This is a genomic window from Streptomyces sp. ISL-66, assembly GCF_018614135.1.
Lineage (GTDB): Bacteria > Actinomycetota > Actinomycetes > Streptomycetales > Streptomycetaceae > Streptomyces.
The window spans coordinates 1-15369 of sequence record NZ_JAGGOW010000116.1 but is presented as its reverse complement, the minus strand read 5'-3'; the positions used below and the strand labels follow the sequence as shown (position 1 = coordinate 15369).

The window sequence follows — 15369 nt, the reverse complement described above, 5'->3', positions numbered from 1 at the left end:
TGGTCGGATCGGCCTACCCTGCGATCAGTCTCGCTTGTGAGTGCCTCCCCATTGGATTAGGAAATCGAGCCTGTCCAGTGCATCACGCCAGTCCTCGAAGAAGTCCTCGCATTGGCTTAGGGCCTTCGCCATCTTCGTGACGGCCTCGTGGCGTAGTCGGACTCCCTGATAACGCACGCGCTTCTTGCGGAGCGGGATACTCCACATCTCCCAACTTGCCCAAGAGAACATGCCGATCGTGAGCAGACCGAAGATCCACCGTGCTGTGACGTCAACGAACGGTGTCAGCAGCGCCCCGGTGAGGGCACCGATCGTCAGGGCGGCGATCACGCGAGGCCATCTGCGTACCACGGCGTCCGATTGGCCTTGAGTCTGTTGCTCGATGCGCAAGGCGAGTTCTGCGACAACCCGGTCCGGCTCCACCATCAGCCGCGGGTCTGTCGGGACGGAGTAGGACCAGGCTCCAACGGTCAACGTGATATGGCGGGGAAGGCGATCACGGGAGGTGGTGACGACACGCTGAGCGGCTTCCTCCAGGCTGGGCCAGATCGCATGCAACGCCATGCGGCGAGCCGATTGGCCGAGTCGCACTTGCTCCGGTTCGAATACGGCCTGATCGAGGAGTGTCATGAGCGCGACCGGCGCAGTGTCAAGGGCGAGTGATGAATCGTGCGCCCTGCCTGCTGCCCCAAGGTCTCCTCCGTACTCGATGACGCGCTCAAGGCGGCGCATCTTCTCGCGCATGTCTCCCTCGTCTGGCTCGAGCTGATCGATCAGGCGCTCCAGGGCGCTCTCCACATGGACGCCGCTTCTGACCGGTGTGTCGACAGTGTCAGCCTCGTCGAATCCATCGGGAAACATCTCATCAAGGTGAGACAGCGTCCTGTCGGCCACAGTTGAGAGCTCCCAGCCGTTCCGAAGTCCTTCCCATTGGTCTCCACACGTCTCGCGGAGGGCCTTGTACCGACTCTCGGTGAGACGACTGCGTAGGTCCAGCAGCCGCGATTCCAGGTGGGCGCCACCACGCACCTTGGACGCTGTGTACCCACTGGTTGAGAGAGCCGAGTTGCCTCTGTTCCATCGCGCCATGGCCTGCTGGGTGTACCCAAGTGCTTTCGCGCCCAGTTCCTTGCCGGCGATTGCGTCCAGGACGACGAGGAAGTCCTGGCCTAGCTCGTTGGGATCGAGCGACTGGAGGTAGAGGTCCATCCACGCAGCGGCTTCCGTATCGTCGCCGAGGCGCGAACATGTCAACGAGAAGAAGAGGTTGGCCTTGGCAGCATCCAAGGCGCAGGCGTGAGCCCGAGCGCGCTCGCCCTGCTCCTCCTCGTTGCGGAACTTGGCCGCAACCGCCATGGTGGCAGGAGCAAGCCAATAAGTCGGTTCGAGGAGCAGTCGCTCCTCGGAGCTTGCCCGTACGGTCGCTGTGTTCACCACGTTCCTGTAGACGGCCTGCGCGGTGAGCGTGTGTACCAGGCCACGGGCAAGCGCGCGAGTCTGCTTGCGCTGTGCGAAGGTGGCGTGCCACTCGGTAGTCAGGCGAGATAGTTCCGCCTGGGCCTTGGAGACCTCTCGGTCGCGCCCGTACTGCTCGATGAAGGTGTCAAGGGTCTGGCGTGTGTCGGTGACCGCGCTCTCCAGCCCTGCGATCTCCTGGCGCACATGGGTGACCTCGTCGCTGAGCTTTACGACGTCCTCTTCTACGCCGTGCAGCCCATCCCTGAAGCTGTCGAGCTTGTCCCCGTGGCGCCCTTGACCCGTCTCCATGTGCTCGATTCGCTCGGTGAGTCGACGTAGTGCCGAGCCCGGCTCAAGCGAGTCTTCCATGGCATCCCCCGATGTCATCGCCGCGTGCAGTGCGTGCTCTCATTGTCGACCCGGCATGTCCTCCTGGGAGGCAACTGGCTTGTTCTGTTCGAGCATTGAGATATTTCGGCCACGGTCAGTAGGGGGTGGCAGTATGACCTTGTCACCTGACCACCCGAGCGGACGGGGCGCCCCTTGCGTGAGATCGTCTACTTGTCGGAGAGCAAGCTTCGACAGTTTGTGCCTGAGCCTCGTCGCGTCCCCCGCACCGGCGCTCTCCGCGTGACCTCGCCGTTTGGCGGAATCGATATGGATGCGCCTGCGCCCGACTCGGAACAAGGCCAGTTACGTCACCTGCGCGACGTCTATAAGCATGTTGGCCTTGTGGCGGATTGGTACGCGGCTCCTGGCCTGAGTCCTGGCCAATGGGTCCAGTTCGAGGCACCGCTTCGTTGCGTGACGCTCAGCGGTGCTCATCGGGATCTCGTGCTGTTCGTTGACTCCGCAAGCGGAAGGGGAGCGGGGCGTGAGGATGATGGTGGATCCCGTTTGATCATGCATGGATCGGTCCGGCACCTCAGAGGGTGGACCCCAATGTCGGTAGATGGTCCTGCATTGGAGGCAGAGAACTCGGCTTCCAGCCTGGGAACTGCCTTCGTCACCAGGGCCGGGCAGGTCGTGGACACACTGTCCAGGCTCCGTGACCCTCTTGCAACGGAGGCGACGCCGCCCCGAACGGCCGTGCGCCTTCACGGCCGGGGCGTGCAGGAGTTGCTCGAAGCGCTGGACGACGAGGACGGTGGCATCGACATGTCCGCGATGATGACCGGCTACGCACGTATTACGGGGGTGCTTCCGAGTACTCCTGTCAGTCCTCGCTGTGTAGTGGCGAGCCCCCTCGTTGTGGAGTACGCGGTAGTCGACTCTCCGCAAGCGCCTGAGTGACTTTGGTTCTCCGCCACCTCCCCACGGGCCGGTCCCCGCCACCCTTGCCCCTGCTATCCGAGAGCTGGAGGGCCCCGCCGGAGACATGGTGGTGAGTGATGGAAGCGGCGGGCTCGTAGAGCCCGACTCACGCCCTGGGGCCTACTCGCCCATAGGGCGGGCGCAGGCGTAGCGGGTCGAAGGCAGGAGCGCGCCCTGAGCACAGAGTGGTGGCGCGGGGCTCTCGGGTGTCTGCTAGTCCGTCACGCGGGCTGCCCGCTCGCGGAGGTCCTGGGCTTCCGGAACTCCGCTGTACCGGCGCAGGCGTACGCGCATGTCCTGGAGGGCGGCCTGCACCTTAACCGAGCGGATGCCGTCGGCGCAGTCGAGGAAGTTGCGCCAGGTGGCCATGGCGCCGTCGACGTCGCCTTGGCGGAGGCGGACGCCGCCGAGGTCGGCGAGGACGATGGCGCGGGTGCGGCGCCGGTCGAGGCCGTGGATGTCCAGGGCGAGGTGGAGGTGCTCTTCGGCAGCGTCGAGGTCGCCGAGGCGGGAGAGGATCATGCCGGACTCGTGGGCCCAGCGGCCGGGGGAGTAGTGCGCGGCCCAGGAGTCTCCGGCCGCGGCTGCCGGTTTGGCGATGGCGGTCTCGGAGATGGCGAGGTGCTTGGTGGCCATGCGGCGGTCGTCGTCCTGGGCGGCTGCGTTGGCGAGGGTGGCTTCGTAGTAGGCGACGGCGCGGGTGTTGTCGAAGTAGCGGCCGTAGTCGACGCACGCTTCGCCGAGCTGGACGGCTTCGGCGCGGAAGCCGAGGTCGACGCACTGTACGGCGAGGCCCCGGAGGGCTGTGGCGGACAGCTCGGGGTCGCCGGCTTCGGCGGCCAGGCGGAAGGAGTGCGCGTAGTAGCGCTGGGCGAGTCCGCGCAGTTCGGGGGTATCACCTTCGTCCTGGGCCATCCAGCCGGCGAGGTGGACGAGCTGGGAGGTGGCGGCGAACAGGTCGCGGCCGGTGGCCTCGGTGAAGCGTCCTTCGAGCCAGGGGGCGACGTCCTGGGTGAGGTAGCGGACGGCCAGGTGGCGGGCGTGGCCTCCGCCGAGTTCGGAGGCGGAGTCGCCGAGGGCTTTGACCATGTGGCGTACGGCGGCGACCTCGCCCTGGCCGACGCGGCCGGCTCCGGGGAGGGCGGTCTTGGTCCGGCGGGTGATGCTGTCCATGTCGGGCAGGCCGAGTGTGGACAGCGCGTATCCGCTGGAGGCGAGGATGAACTCCCGACGTTCCACGTCGCTCCTTCCCAGGTGCAGGACTGATGCAACGGTATCGGCGGGGAGTGCCGACGGCATGGGCTCCGGAAGGTTGATCGCCTCGGGGTCCAGCCCCAGCACCTGTGCGATGTAGGGCCACCAGTGGTCGGGAGTCCGTTCTCCCTCGATCCACCGCCGGGCGTGCTGGCGCTGCAGTCGCCTCGGATCACCACTTTCTGCCAGGCCAAGGGCGCGCGCCAACTCCGAAGGTCCCCAGCCTCGTTCCTGGCACGCCTGCTTGATCAGATCCGCGACGGCCGGGTTCCTCGGCACCCCGTCGCCCTCCCCACCTGGATTACGCGGGATTACGCAGGACTACATCCTGAGCCCTGTCCTGCGAGGGCGGACCGCCGTTGACTGAACATCACCCCGCAGATCTCCAAATGGCTCGAACAGTCACTGTTCAGGGCCTGTTGGCGCCTGCTCAGACTGATGAGAGGAACCGATGGTGGCGATGGCCGCGGACAGCGCACGGACCCGCACGATCCCGACTTCCCGAGTGGCTGGTGCCGACCGGCACCCCGCCGTCCGCGAGGTGGGTCGGTGAGCCGGGCTCCGTTAGCCGACCCGCTGGGGACGGTCCTGAGCTGGGTGTGGGCGCTCGGTACGGCGGCCGGACTCGCGGTGGTCGGAGGCATGGCCCAGGCCGAGTACTCCTCCGCGCAGACGCCGTTGGCGCATCCGGCGCTCAGCGTCGACGACATCTCGCCGGCCGACAGCGCCGGATAGACCCTCCGGCCCCGGCCTGTCCTCCCCGGCCGGGGCCGGAGCCCAACTGCTCTCCCGTCGACGCGCAGGCTCTGCGCACTGCCTCGTCGGCGTACGTGCTCCGCATCACCAGTGAAGGGAAGCCGATGTCCAGCCAGCACAGCAGCGACACGCACCCCCTCCCCGTCTCGGTCGCGTTCAGCGGTCCCGACAACACGGGGAAGACCAAGCAGATCGGAATCCTCGCCCGGCGCATGGGCCTGGCCGCCACGTCCGCCGGCCCGCTCGACCACTACGACCCGCGCTGGGCGACGATCAAGGCTGAGGGCATGGCCCGCTGGTGGTTCGAGACCGGCGCGGTCCAGGAGGTTGCCGACGTCCTTGCCACCTCCTACCTTGAGCGTTCCCGCCGAGCCTTCTCCGCGCAGGTACGTCTACTGGACCGGGGCATTCCCATGCTGGAGGCCTCCGTCGCCGCGACGGTCGCCGTACGGGAGGACCTCGGCACCGCCGAGGCCGCCGACCGTGCCCGCCTTCTGCTGGCCCCGTACGAGGCCGATCTGCGGGCGGCCGAGGAGGGAGAGTACGCCCTCGTTCTCCTGCACTGTGACAACCCCGAGGAAGGCACCCGCCGGAGCCTCGCCCACGAGGTGACCGTCACCGACACCTACGCGGGCTACCAGCGACACCTGCACGAGCAGATCGGCCGACTCGTCGCCGACGGCCGCTTCCCGATGTCGATCCGCATCGGTGACCGGCCGACCATCGCCATTCAGGACGAGGTTCGCCAGCTCTTGGCGCCCCTGCATCCGAGCGTGCCCAGCCGGGCCCTGTCCGGCGTGCACGTCACCGCGCTGGGATCGGAGAGCGGCAAGAGCACGGCCGGCGAGTACCTGCGTACGCATCACGGGCACGCCCGTCTCAAGATCGGTCACCTCATCGAGGACGCGGCCGGGCGGGCCGGCATCTCCGACCCCTATCGGCTGGGCTCCGTCGTGCAGGCCGAGCTGATCGTGGACGCGCTGGACCGGTACTGCCAGGCCCACCATTTCCTCGACTCCGTCACCATCGAGTCGCTGCACGACTTCGACTCGACCGTTGAACTCGCCCGGATGCTCGGATCCCAGCTCACCATCGCCTATCTGGACGTGTGCGAGGCCACCCGCACACGGCGGGGTCTCGCCGGGCCCCAAGACGTCGCCGACCGCGACGTCGTCAAGAGCGCACGGGGCGCGGACAAGATCGCCTCTATCGCCCACGAGGTCATCGGGAACGACGGGCCGCGGCTGGAACTGGAACGCCGCCTGGACCGCATCGCGCTCGACCGCCGCTGGCCGGAGCACCAGCCCAGCACCATGCCGGTCAACGCGCTCGGACTCCCCGTGCACCTGGAGTCGTACCTGGCCGCGTTCCTCGACCGCACCACCGGAGCGCGTCCACTGATCGAGCTGCTGGCCGTCACCGGCAGCGGCGCCCGGGGCAAGTACCAGCACGGCTGGAGCGACCTCGACGTGTTCGTCGTAGCCGATGCCTCGTCCCTCGACGGGATGCGGCAGATCCTCGCGGAACTGGAGGCCGAACTCGGCGGGGTCAAGCTCGGCCTGACCGTGCTGACCCGAGCCGAGTGCCGGGCCGGCGCCGTGACCTCTCGGCTTCTCCACGTCCTCGCGCTCATCGGTAGTGGCGCGCTGGTCCCGCTGTGGTCAGCCCCCGGCCTGACCCTGCCCGCGCCCGACGCGGCCACCGACATCGACGTGAGCCTGCGCGACGGCATCCAGGCAGCCATCGAGATCCGACGCCAGCTCCTCAAGGGGGCACCCGACCTCCGCGACCTCTACAAGGTCACCGCGCTGCTCGCGAAGATCCAGCTCCGCTTCACCGGGATCGAGTGCCCCTCCGACGGCGACGCCCTCACCGTGCTCCTCGGCGCCAAGCGGCAGGGCATGAACCTGGTCACCACCGCCCGCACCGAGCGCTGCGACGCCGAGACGCTCGCGGCCTTGGTCCTCCAGAGCTGGCTGGACACGCTCCCGGGGACGACCCGGTGAGTGGGGGCGGCCGGTTGCCCTTGGCCCCAGGAGCCAGCTTCCACAAGGCGGTGGCAAGCCGAGAGAATGCTGCCACCGAGGCGAAGGGCTGGGCTCAGCTTGTTCGTCGTATCGCGGTCCCGGCGCTCCACGGGCAGATCCTGCTGCCGGACAGGCAGCTCCTCGCCTACGAGGACGTCTTCGCCAGCGGCCGGTGCGGACTGCTGATGGGCGACGTCATCGCCCTGGCCGACCGGGACCCGGCCGTGCTGCCCCGCCTGAACCGCCTGGTGGATGGCGTCTGCGCCGACCTGCGGGCGGCGGCCGAGGAGACCGGGAAGCGCGTGCCGCTGGCCGACTGCGTACCGGACCTCTACCTCGACCGGATCAGGCCCGGTGGCCGACTCGACCGCTGGTACCTGCAACGGGACCTGCCCATCGCCCTGCCCCACACCGAGGTGGTCCTCACCCTCAGCGAGCTGGCCGGCTACACCGTCACGGCCAACGGACGGGCGCTGACCCTGGACGTCGGCGCGGTCATCGACAGCGTCCGCCACGTTCTGGCCCTTGACCGGTGCTGGCTGGCGGGGCTGACCCAGGGCGACCCCACGGAGCCCAACATCGCCGACCCGCTGTGCTGGCTCGACTTCGAGTTCGCCGGACGCAATACCGCCGCAGGCGAAGCCGCGAACCTCCTCTGGTACCTGATGGCCTTGGGCGGCTGGCTCGTCCCTCGCTACCAGACCGACGTCTTCGCCCGCACCCTCCGCCTGGCCCTGCCGACCCAGACCCGGCCACGCATCGACCACCTCGAACTCCACCCGAAGGCACGGCACATCGACGTCCGATACTCCTGGAACGTCGGCCTCGGCCGCCGAGAGGCCATCACCGGAGCCCTGTCCGGACTCTGCGGCAGCGACGACGGCGGCATCGGCATGGACGAACTCCACGCCTTTCTGGCCCTGCGCATCCTCGGCGTCATCCCATCCACCCGGCTGACCGGCCACGACTTCCTGCTCATCCTCATCAAGCTCGCCGAGAGTCAGGATCCCGCGACCAGCCTCGACGCGTTCTTCTCCACCGCACCGGCTCCCCACCCCGGCCCCACCGAACGGAGTCACGATCTCCCTGCCCCTGCTTGAGACCCCTCTCCTGGCCCGCCCCCTCCAGGGCCGCACCGCCCTCGTCACCGGCGGCGCCACGGGCATCGGTGCCGAGATTGGGCGGGCCCTCGCCGCCGCCGGAGCCACCGTCGCGGTCAATCACCTCGGCCAGGACCCCGACGCCCACGCCCTCCTCGGCGCCTTCGAACGCGACGGAAGCCCCGGCATCGCGGTGAACGCCGACCTGACCGATCCCGGCGCCGTGCAGACCATGGCCGACCTCGTCCGCGCCGAGATCGGCCCCGTCGATATCCTTGTGAACAACGCCGGCTCCTACCCCCGCGTCCCCTGGCAGGACACCGATGAAGCCGCCTGGAACTACTCCCTCGACGTCAACCTCACCGCCCACTACCGCACCTGCCACGCGCTGACACCCGGCATGATCGAACGCCGCTGGGGCCGCATCGTGAACATTGGCAGCGTCAACGCCCGCGCCGGCCGCACCAACCTCGTCGCCTACAGCACCGCCAAGGCCGGCCTCCTGGGCCTGACCCGCTCCCTGGCCCGCGAGCTCGGCCCGTACGGCATCTGCGTCAACACCGTCCTGCCCGGAGCCATCCAGGTCGAGGCCGAGACCGTAATACCCGCCCACCACCGCGCCCGCCCCGAAGACCAGATCCAACGCCAGTGCGTCCCGCGCCGCGGCAGGCCCCGCCCTGGTCGCGTTTCTCGTAGGCCCGTCCGCGTCGTTCATCACCGGGCAATCCGTCCACGTCGACGGCGGCTGGCTGCTGCACTGAGACCGCCAACAAGCAAGGAGACAGACCGACATGATCGAACGCGTCCGCGCCGTACTCGTCACCAAGGACGACACGATGCTGGTCATCCGCCGAACCAAGCCCGGAGCCCCCGTGTACTGGGTGCTGCCCGGCGGAGGCGTCGAGGAGAGCGACGAGTCCCGGGAGGCAGCTCTCCACCGGGAGATCCACGAGGAGATCGCCGGGAAGGCCGACATCGTCCGACTCCTCCACACGATGGAGTCCGACGACGAGCGCCAGCTCTTCTACCTCGCTCGCATCGCAACGTGGTCCTTCGAGGACCGCACCGGACCCGAGTTCAGCGCCGAAGGCCGGGGCGAGTACGCGTTGGAGGAGATCCCGCTGACGGCGGAGGGGCTCGCCGGTATCGACCTCAAGCCGGAGGAGATCGTCTATGTTCTGCGGGGCGCACTCGCGGCTGGCACCCTCGGGGACGGGGCTGTGGTCTAGCTGTATGGCTGTGTAGGTATGCCACCGGGGCCAACGCCGAATTGCGTTAGCCCCGGTCGCGTTGCTCAGGAGACGTGCGAGGTGGCGGGGAAGGGGACTCGATGGCGGTCGGCTTTGCTGCGTGGCGAGAGGTGTGAGTAAGGGCGGTGTCCTCAGCGGCAGCAGCGTTCAGACGGCTTCTCCTCCTGCTCTGGCCTCGATCCGCCCCCGGCCGAGGCTGAAAGGATCTGCGCCCCCTGGTGCAGGTCCTCTCCTGCCCCCTCGGGGGCGGGTTCGACGGAAGCTATGCTTCCGTCCCAACTTGCTCCGCTGTTGGCTGAGGTTGTGGATGCTTGCTGCTCGCCGGGCAGATTGTCGAGGTCGTCCTGGTCGTGCATGGGCCGTCCTTCTCTTGGGCAGGCGCCGCTGGCTGTGCGGCGCGGTGGATGGCGGGTTTGTGTGGTACGGCTGGCTCGTGGGTGGTTATTGCCTGGGCGCGGTGGGTGCTGGGTCTCCGAGGTGTGCCAGCGACAAGGGCAGTGTGGGGTTCCGGCGGCTGACCCCCCGGGGCTGGTCCCCGACGTGGTCACAGGCTCCCGACTCGGTCCCCAATGGGTCCTCGGTCCCCGGTCCCGCGCCCAAGGCGGCGGACGCGATCGACAAGCGCTCGCTGCTCAACACCGAGCAGGTCGCCCGACTCCTCGACTGGATCGGCGGACGCCCCCGTACCGGATACCGGCTCCGGGCCTTCTTTGCCACGCTCTATTACGCGGGCCTGCGCCCGGAAGAGGCCGTCGCACTCCGCGTCGCCGATGCGACGCTTCCGGAGAACGGCTGGGGTGAGCTGCTTGCCCACGCGGCGGAGCCCGAGGTCGGCAGTCAGTGGACGGACGACGGCGAGGTCCACGAGAGCCGTCATCTGAAGGGCCGGGCCGTCGGCGATACCCGTCCGGTGCCGGCCCATCCCGCGCTGGTCGCGATCCTGCGCGAGCTCGTAGCGCGTGACGAGCTCAAGCCCGGCGACCTCCTGTTCCCCGGAGAGAAGGGCGGGCTGCTCGCCGGGTCCGTCTTCCGGCGCGTCTGGAGCAAGGCTCGGGAAGCCGTGCTCGACGAACACGAGTACGCATCGCCCGTCGGTAAGCGCGTGTACGACCTGCGGCATACCTGCCTGACGACCTGGCTGAACAACGGAGTCCCGCCAGCCCAGGTGGCTGCATGGGCGGGCAACAGTGTCCCTGTCTTGCTCGCTACTTATGCCCGATGTGTGACTGGTCAACTGGCCGATCTTCAGAAGCGCATCGAGGGCCCGCAGGAGCTGCCTGCCGTGGCCCCGTCGGCGGACCGGTCGCGGCAGAATTTCGGGAAGGTTTCGGGAAGAACAGCCGCCAAGAGCCGTCCGAAGCCGGGTCCAGCCGGACTGTCGACCCCGCCGCCAGGGACGGTGCAGGGGCTTACCTCGCCGCTACGGCGCTCGCGCTAAAATACCGCTGACCTGCAAGTAAGCCCTCCGCGAGGGAGGGCTTGGGGGTAGGACATGGAGAGTGCCCCCGGCAGGACTCGAACCTGCGGCCAAGTGCTTAGAAGGCACCTGCTCTATCCACTGAGCTACGGGGGCCGGAAGGTGGCCGTGGTGGCCTGGAGCCCCGGGGTTGGGGGTGGGACTGTGGTCCGTGCCGGGTCAAGGATAGGGCTCCGTTCGCCTTGTCCCGGTTGCTTCACCCGCGTGCCACGATGTGGAGGTTCGGTGAAGCGGTCCCGATAATCGCAGGCAGGTGCGATTCGCGCATCGCTTTTGCGCCGTGGCGCCCTGGGTGTTGTGCACTCGTTATGCCTGCGCCCCACTCGTCCGCTCTGTCCAGGATGTACCAGTGGAGTAGCGGTCGGCGCGCAGAGGACGTATAAGCTTCAAAAATGGTCCTAAATTGGGCATTCTTCGCATGTGGTGACCTTGGATGTTCGGCCTCAGCTGCTCGATGCCCTGTCCGCCCTGCGCGACCGGGTCGCGTCCGTGCGTCTGCCGCTGCCCCTGCCCGGCGCCCCCCGCGCCCGCCAAACCAGAGCCGAGCTGCTCGCGCAGCTCGACGACTACCTCGTACCCCGGCTGAAGGCGCCGGAGGCGCCGCTGCTCGCCGTCGTCGGCGGGTCCACCGGAGCCGGTAAGTCCACCCTCGTCAACTCCCTCGTAGGGCGCCAAGTGAGTGAAGCCGGAGTGCTCCGGCCCACGACACGGATCCCCGTTCTCGTCTGCCATCCGGATGACCATCACTGGTTCGCCGGGATGCGGGTGCTCCCCGACCTGATGCGGGTCTGGGCCCCGGAAACCGACGAGGACGCCCCGGCGGCCGCCCGAAAGACCCTCCACCGACCGGGCGACAAGCTCCACGGGCACGCCACCCGCGAACTACGGATCGAGACCGTCGCCACGCTTCCGCGCGGCCTCGCCATCCTCGACGCCCCCGACATCGACTCCCTCGTGGTCGACAACCGGACACTCGCCGCCGAGCTCATCTGCGCCGCCGACGTCTGGGTCATGGTCACCACCGCCTCCCGCTACGCCGACGCCGTGCCCTGGCACCTCCTGCGCGCGGCCAAGCAGTACAAGGCAACGCTCGTCACCGTCCTCGACCGGGTCCCGCACCAGGTGCTCACGGAGGTCTCCCGGCAGTACGGGGCCCTGCTCACGCGGGCCGGGCTGGGCGACGTACCGCGGTTCACGGTCCCCGAACTGCCCGAATCGGCCGGCGGGGGCGGGCTCCTGCCCGCCAGCGCCGTCGCGCCCCTCTTCGCCTGGCTCGCCCACCACGCGCAGGATCCGGCGGCCCGTCAGTACGCCGTCGGGCGCACCGCGCTCGGCGCGCTCGACTCCCTCGGGCGCCGGATGCCCGAGCTCGCCTCGGCCGTCGCCGCCCAGCACGCCGCCGCCGTACGGCTGACATCGGCCGTCGAAGACGCGTACAGGAGGGAGGGCAAGCGGGTCCGCAACCGGCTCGACCGGGGCGCCGTACTCGCCGGGGACGCGCTCACCCGCTGGCGCGGCTACCCCCTCGACACGAGCGCCGACGAACTGCTCGACTCGCTCGCGGAATCCCTCGCCGCCCTCCTCCAGTGCGCCGTCGCCGCCGCCGACGAGCGGATCGCCGACGCCTGGAGGCGCGAACCCGCCGCCGGCGCCGTGGTCCTGCCGGGCCCCGACCGCGAAGCGGCGGAACGCATCGGCATGGCCGTACGGCGCTGGCGGCGGGTCCTGGAGGAACTCGCCGAGGAAGAGGTCGCGCGGCTCGACAAGCAACCCGCACCCGACCCCGACGGGGTCGCCGCCCTGCTCGTCGCCGCCCTGCTGGGCGGCAAGCGGGCCCGTCCGGCGGGGGAGAAGCTCGCCGAACGGATCGGCGTACAGGCCGCCGTACGACTGCGCGACCGGGGCGGGGAACTGGTCGGCGAACACCTCGACCAGGTGCTGCGCGCCGAACGCGACCGCCGCCTCGCCCCCATCGAGGCCCTCGAAGTGAGCCCGGAACCCCAGGCCGAGCTGATCGCCGCACTGTCCGTACTGCAGAAGGAGAGGTGACGCGGTGAACGCCTTGACCGACCGGGCCGACGACCGCTGGGACGACGGGCTCATCGCACGCTCGCGCCCCCGGGTCGCCGACGACGACTGGCCCGCGACCGGCGACGAGGAGGGCGACGAAGCACTCGTACGGGCGGTTTCCGGCGCCGGGAGCGACGGCGGCAAGTCCCCCTCGCCCCCGCTCAGCCCCGAGGCGCAGGCACTGCGCGTGCGCCTCGATGCGCTGCGCCAGCTCATCGGGCTGTCCCGCACCCGGATCCTCGACGGCAAGACCCTCGCCGAAGCCGGACGGATCCTGGACGAGGCGGCGGCGCGGCGCGGGCTCTCCGCGCAGCACACCGTCGTCGCCATCGCCGGTGCCACCGGGAGCGGCAAGTCCACGCTGTTCAATTCACTCGCCGGAGTGCAGATTTCCGAGACCGGGCTGCGCAGGCCGACGACCGCAGCCCCCATCGCGTGCAGCTGGTCGGACGGGGCCGCCGGACTGCTGGACCGCCTGGAGATCCCCGGACGTCTGCGGCGCCGGCCCCGCGAGACCTCGGAATGCGAGGCGCTGCGCGGCATGGTCCTCGTCGACCTGCCCGACCTGGACTCGGCCGTCGGCGCCCACCGCGACCACGTGGACCGCGTACTGGCGCTGGTCGACGCGGTCGTGTGGGTGGTGGACCCGGAGAAGTACGCGGACGCCGTGCTGCACGAGCGGTACCTGCGGCCGCTGGCCGGTCACGCCGAGGTGACCTTCGTCGTGCTGAACCAGGTGGACCGGCTGCCCGGCGAGTCCGCCGATCTCGTACTGGACGACCTGCGCCGGCTCCTCGATGACGACGGGATCGCGCTCGGCGAGCACGGCGAGCCCGGGGCCACCGTCCTCGGGCTGTCCGCTCTTACGGGTGAGGGCGTCGGGGAACTGCGCGAGATGCTCGGACAGTTCACCCAGGAGAAGGGAGCCGCCACCCGGCGGATCTCCGCCGACGTGGACAAGGCCGCCGCGCGCCTGCGGCCGCTCTACGTGTCCGACGGCCACGCCGGGCCGGAGATCGGGGAAACGGCACGGGCCGAGTTCGAGGACCGGCTCGCCGAGGCCGTCGGGGCGTACGCCGCGGGCCTGGCCGCCGAGCGGGCCTGGCGGCGCAACGCCGGAAAGGCGTGCGGGACCCCGTGGCTGCGCCTGTGGCGGTGGTACGAGAGCCGGCGCGCCCCGCGCTCGCTGGCCGGCCTCGCCGCGCTGGCGGCGATCGGCCGGTCCTCCACGGCCGGCGAGCCGCCGGTCGAGGAGGAGGTGACGGCCCGCCAGCGCGTGGAACAGGCGGTGCGGACCGTGGCCGACGAAGCGGTCCGCGGCCTGCCCGACCCGTGGGCCCAAGCGGTACGGGAGACCGCGGTCCGCGGCGCCGAAGGACTCCCGGAAGCACTGGACGAGATCGCGGTGACCCTCGGCGCGGCGGTCTCGGTGCCCAGCGCCAGACCGCCACGGCCCTCGTGGTGGCCGGCGGCGGTGCTCGCGCAGGCGGCCATGACCCTGCTCCAGATCTACGGCGGGCTGTGGCTGGCCGGGCAGATCGTCGGCGTCGTGGAACCGAGCCTGATGCCGCCGGTGCTGCTGATGGTGGCGGGCATCGTCGGCGGGCCGCTGGTCGAGTGGGCCTGCTCGATCGGGGCCCGCGGCCCGGCCAGGAGGTACGGGCAGGACGCGGAGCGGCGGCTGCGGCAGGCGGCGGCCGGCTGCGGCCGGGCCCGGGTGCTGGAGCCGGTGGCGGCGGAGCTGCTGCGCTACCGGGAGGTGCGCGAGCAGTACGCGACGGTGGCGAAGTTTTCCACAGCCCGTCAGTAATCCACAGGCCCCGACGGCTTCCGGCGAACCGGGGCAGCATGGTCGTACTCCGCCCGGACCGTCCGGGCGGGTACGGAATGCGGGTCGGGGCGGCGCGTTGCCGAGCGCGCGGCCGGGACCCCGGGAGGACGGCCGGGATGAACGACACCCAGGTGACGCTGGTGGGGTACGTGGCCACCCAGATCGACTACAAGGAGACCGCGAACGGCCCGGCGGCCAGGTTCCGCTTCGCCGTCACTCCGCGGTACTACGACCGGAAGAAGGAGGCCTGGGCGGACGGGGCCACCAGCTTCTACACCGTGTGGGCCCGGCGCGGCCTCGCCGTGAACCTCGCCGGATCGGTTTCCGTCGGCGAACCCCTGGTGGTCCACGGCCGGCTGCGGGTGCGCGAGGCGCCGCCCGATGCCGAGGGGAACCGGTGGTTTTCGGCGGAGATCGACGCGACCTCCATCGGGCACGACCTGAACCGGGGTACGGCCGCCTTCCGGCGGGTCGTCAGGACGGACACCCCGCTGATGGTCAATCAGAAGGCGGCGGTGGTCTGAGTGTTCGAGGCGGCTAGGATTCCCCGGTACTCACGGGCACCTGGGCCTTCGGCCCGAAGGGGAAGACTGTGTCGATTGCCGTTCCCGCATCCTCCACTCCTGTTACTGCTCACGCTCCCGCTCCGGATCCCGCTCCGGATCGTGTTGCGGGCCGCGCTGCGGACCACCGCTCTGTCCCCGGCCCGGCTCCCTCTCTTCCACGGGCCGGCGATCAGGGACCCGGCACCGGTTCGGGCCCCGCGCGCTCCGCGGTCGCCGCGGCCCTACGGGGCTCCGCGCGGCGCCCGGTCGCGGTGGCGCTGCTCGCC

11 protein-coding genes, 1 tRNA gene and 1 pseudogene are annotated in these 15369 nt (G+C 69.9%); 10 read left to right on the top strand and 3 right to left on the bottom strand.

Features of this window, described 5'->3' with window-relative positions; all coding sequences use genetic code 11:
* Positions 1 to 24 precede the first annotated feature (24 nt).
* On the bottom strand, positions 25 to 1827 hold the full coding sequence (locus tag J7E97_RS22145) for a hypothetical protein (RefSeq protein ID WP_215030085.1): 1803 nt from the start codon (positions 1825 to 1827) through the stop codon (positions 25 to 27).
* A 174-nt stretch (positions 1828 to 2001) separates the two neighbouring features.
* On the opposite strand from J7E97_RS22145, the gene J7E97_RS37070 reads away from it, so the two are divergent.
* Complete coding sequence (locus J7E97_RS37070; protein ID WP_374224208.1) at positions 2002 to 2751, top strand: SAVMC3_10250 family protein; 750 nt, start codon at positions 2002 to 2004, stop codon at positions 2749 to 2751.
* 234 nt (positions 2752 to 2985) lie between these two features.
* On the opposite strand, the gene J7E97_RS22140 is transcribed toward J7E97_RS37070, so the two are convergent.
* Entirely contained in the window at positions 2986 to 4011 is a 1026-nt protein-coding gene (locus J7E97_RS22140; RefSeq protein ID WP_215030082.1) for a tetratricopeptide repeat protein, read from the bottom strand.
* 564 nt (positions 4012 to 4575) lie between these two features.
* Between J7E97_RS22140 and J7E97_RS22135 the strand changes: the two genes are divergently transcribed.
* The 6 genes and pseudogenes from J7E97_RS22135 to J7E97_RS22110 all read left to right on the top strand — a co-directional run bounded on the left by J7E97_RS22135 (position 4576) and on the right by J7E97_RS22110 (position 10597).
* A complete protein-coding gene (locus J7E97_RS22135) occupies positions 4576 to 4761 on the top strand; it encodes a hypothetical protein (protein WP_215030079.1) in 186 nt (61 codons plus the stop codon).
* Between the two features lie 125 nt (positions 4762 to 4886).
* The gene (locus J7E97_RS22130) at positions 4887 to 6788 is read left to right on the top strand and encodes a nucleotidyltransferase domain-containing protein (RefSeq protein ID WP_215030076.1); all 1902 of its coding nucleotides are present in this window, start codon (positions 4887 to 4889) and stop codon (positions 6786 to 6788) included.
* Between the two features lie 50 nt (positions 6789 to 6838).
* Complete coding sequence (locus tag J7E97_RS22125) at positions 6839 to 7909, top strand: hypothetical protein (RefSeq protein ID WP_215030073.1); 1071 nt, start codon at positions 6839 to 6841, stop codon at positions 7907 to 7909.
* Positions 7815 to 8519 (top strand): annotated as a pseudogene (locus tag J7E97_RS22120) (SDR family NAD(P)-dependent oxidoreductase); the annotation flags it as partial. The gene J7E97_RS22125 and the pseudogene J7E97_RS22120, both read left to right, overlap by 95 nt.
* 181 nt (positions 8520 to 8700) lie before the next feature.
* Complete coding sequence (locus J7E97_RS22115) at positions 8701 to 9138, top strand: NUDIX domain-containing protein (RefSeq protein ID WP_215030071.1); 438 nt, start codon at positions 8701 to 8703, stop codon at positions 9136 to 9138.
* A gap of 391 nt (positions 9139 to 9529) precedes the next feature.
* Positions 9530 to 10597: a tyrosine-type recombinase/integrase gene (locus J7E97_RS22110; RefSeq protein ID WP_251054949.1), complete on the top strand. Its 1068-nt coding sequence runs from the start codon at positions 9530 to 9532 to the stop codon at positions 10595 to 10597.
* 62 nt (positions 10598 to 10659) lie between these two features.
* On the opposite strand, the gene J7E97_RS22105 is transcribed toward J7E97_RS22110, so the two are convergent.
* Positions 10660 to 10732 (bottom strand) — tRNA-Arg (locus tag J7E97_RS22105).
* A gap of 333 nt (positions 10733 to 11065) precedes the next feature.
* Here J7E97_RS22105 and J7E97_RS22100 point away from each other — a divergent pair.
* The 3 genes from J7E97_RS22100 (at position 11066) to J7E97_RS22090 (ending at position 15061) form a co-directional block, all read left to right on the top strand.
* On the top strand, positions 11066 to 12685 hold the full coding sequence (locus J7E97_RS22100) for a dynamin family protein (protein WP_215030067.1): 1620 nt from the start codon (positions 11066 to 11068) through the stop codon (positions 12683 to 12685).
* Positions 12686 to 12689: 4 nt separating this feature from the next.
* The gene (locus J7E97_RS22095; protein WP_215030065.1) at positions 12690 to 14516 is read left to right on the top strand and encodes a GTPase; all 1827 of its coding nucleotides are present in this window, start codon (positions 12690 to 12692) and stop codon (positions 14514 to 14516) included.
* Between the two features lie 137 nt (positions 14517 to 14653).
* Positions 14654 to 15061: a single-stranded DNA-binding protein gene (locus J7E97_RS22090; RefSeq protein WP_215030064.1), complete on the top strand. Its 408-nt coding sequence runs from the start codon at positions 14654 to 14656 to the stop codon at positions 15059 to 15061.
* Positions 15062 to 15369 lie beyond the last annotated feature (308 nt).

What these genes read in the sequence shown, in the direction of transcription:
- J7E97_RS22145 (WP_215030085.1), bottom strand. Translation starts at nt 1,827, where the DNA reads ATGGAAGACTCGCTTGAGCCGGGCTCGGCACTACGTCGACTCACCGAG.
- J7E97_RS22090 (WP_215030064.1), top strand. Translation starts at nt 14,654, where the DNA reads ATGAACGACACCCAGGTGACGCTGGTGGGGTACGTGGCCACCCAGATC.
- J7E97_RS22115 (WP_215030071.1), top strand. Translation starts at nt 8,701, where the DNA reads ATGATCGAACGCGTCCGCGCCGTACTCGTCACCAAGGACGACACGATG.
- J7E97_RS22130 (WP_215030076.1), top strand. Translation starts at nt 4,887, where the DNA reads ATGTCCAGCCAGCACAGCAGCGACACGCACCCCCTCCCCGTCTCGGTC.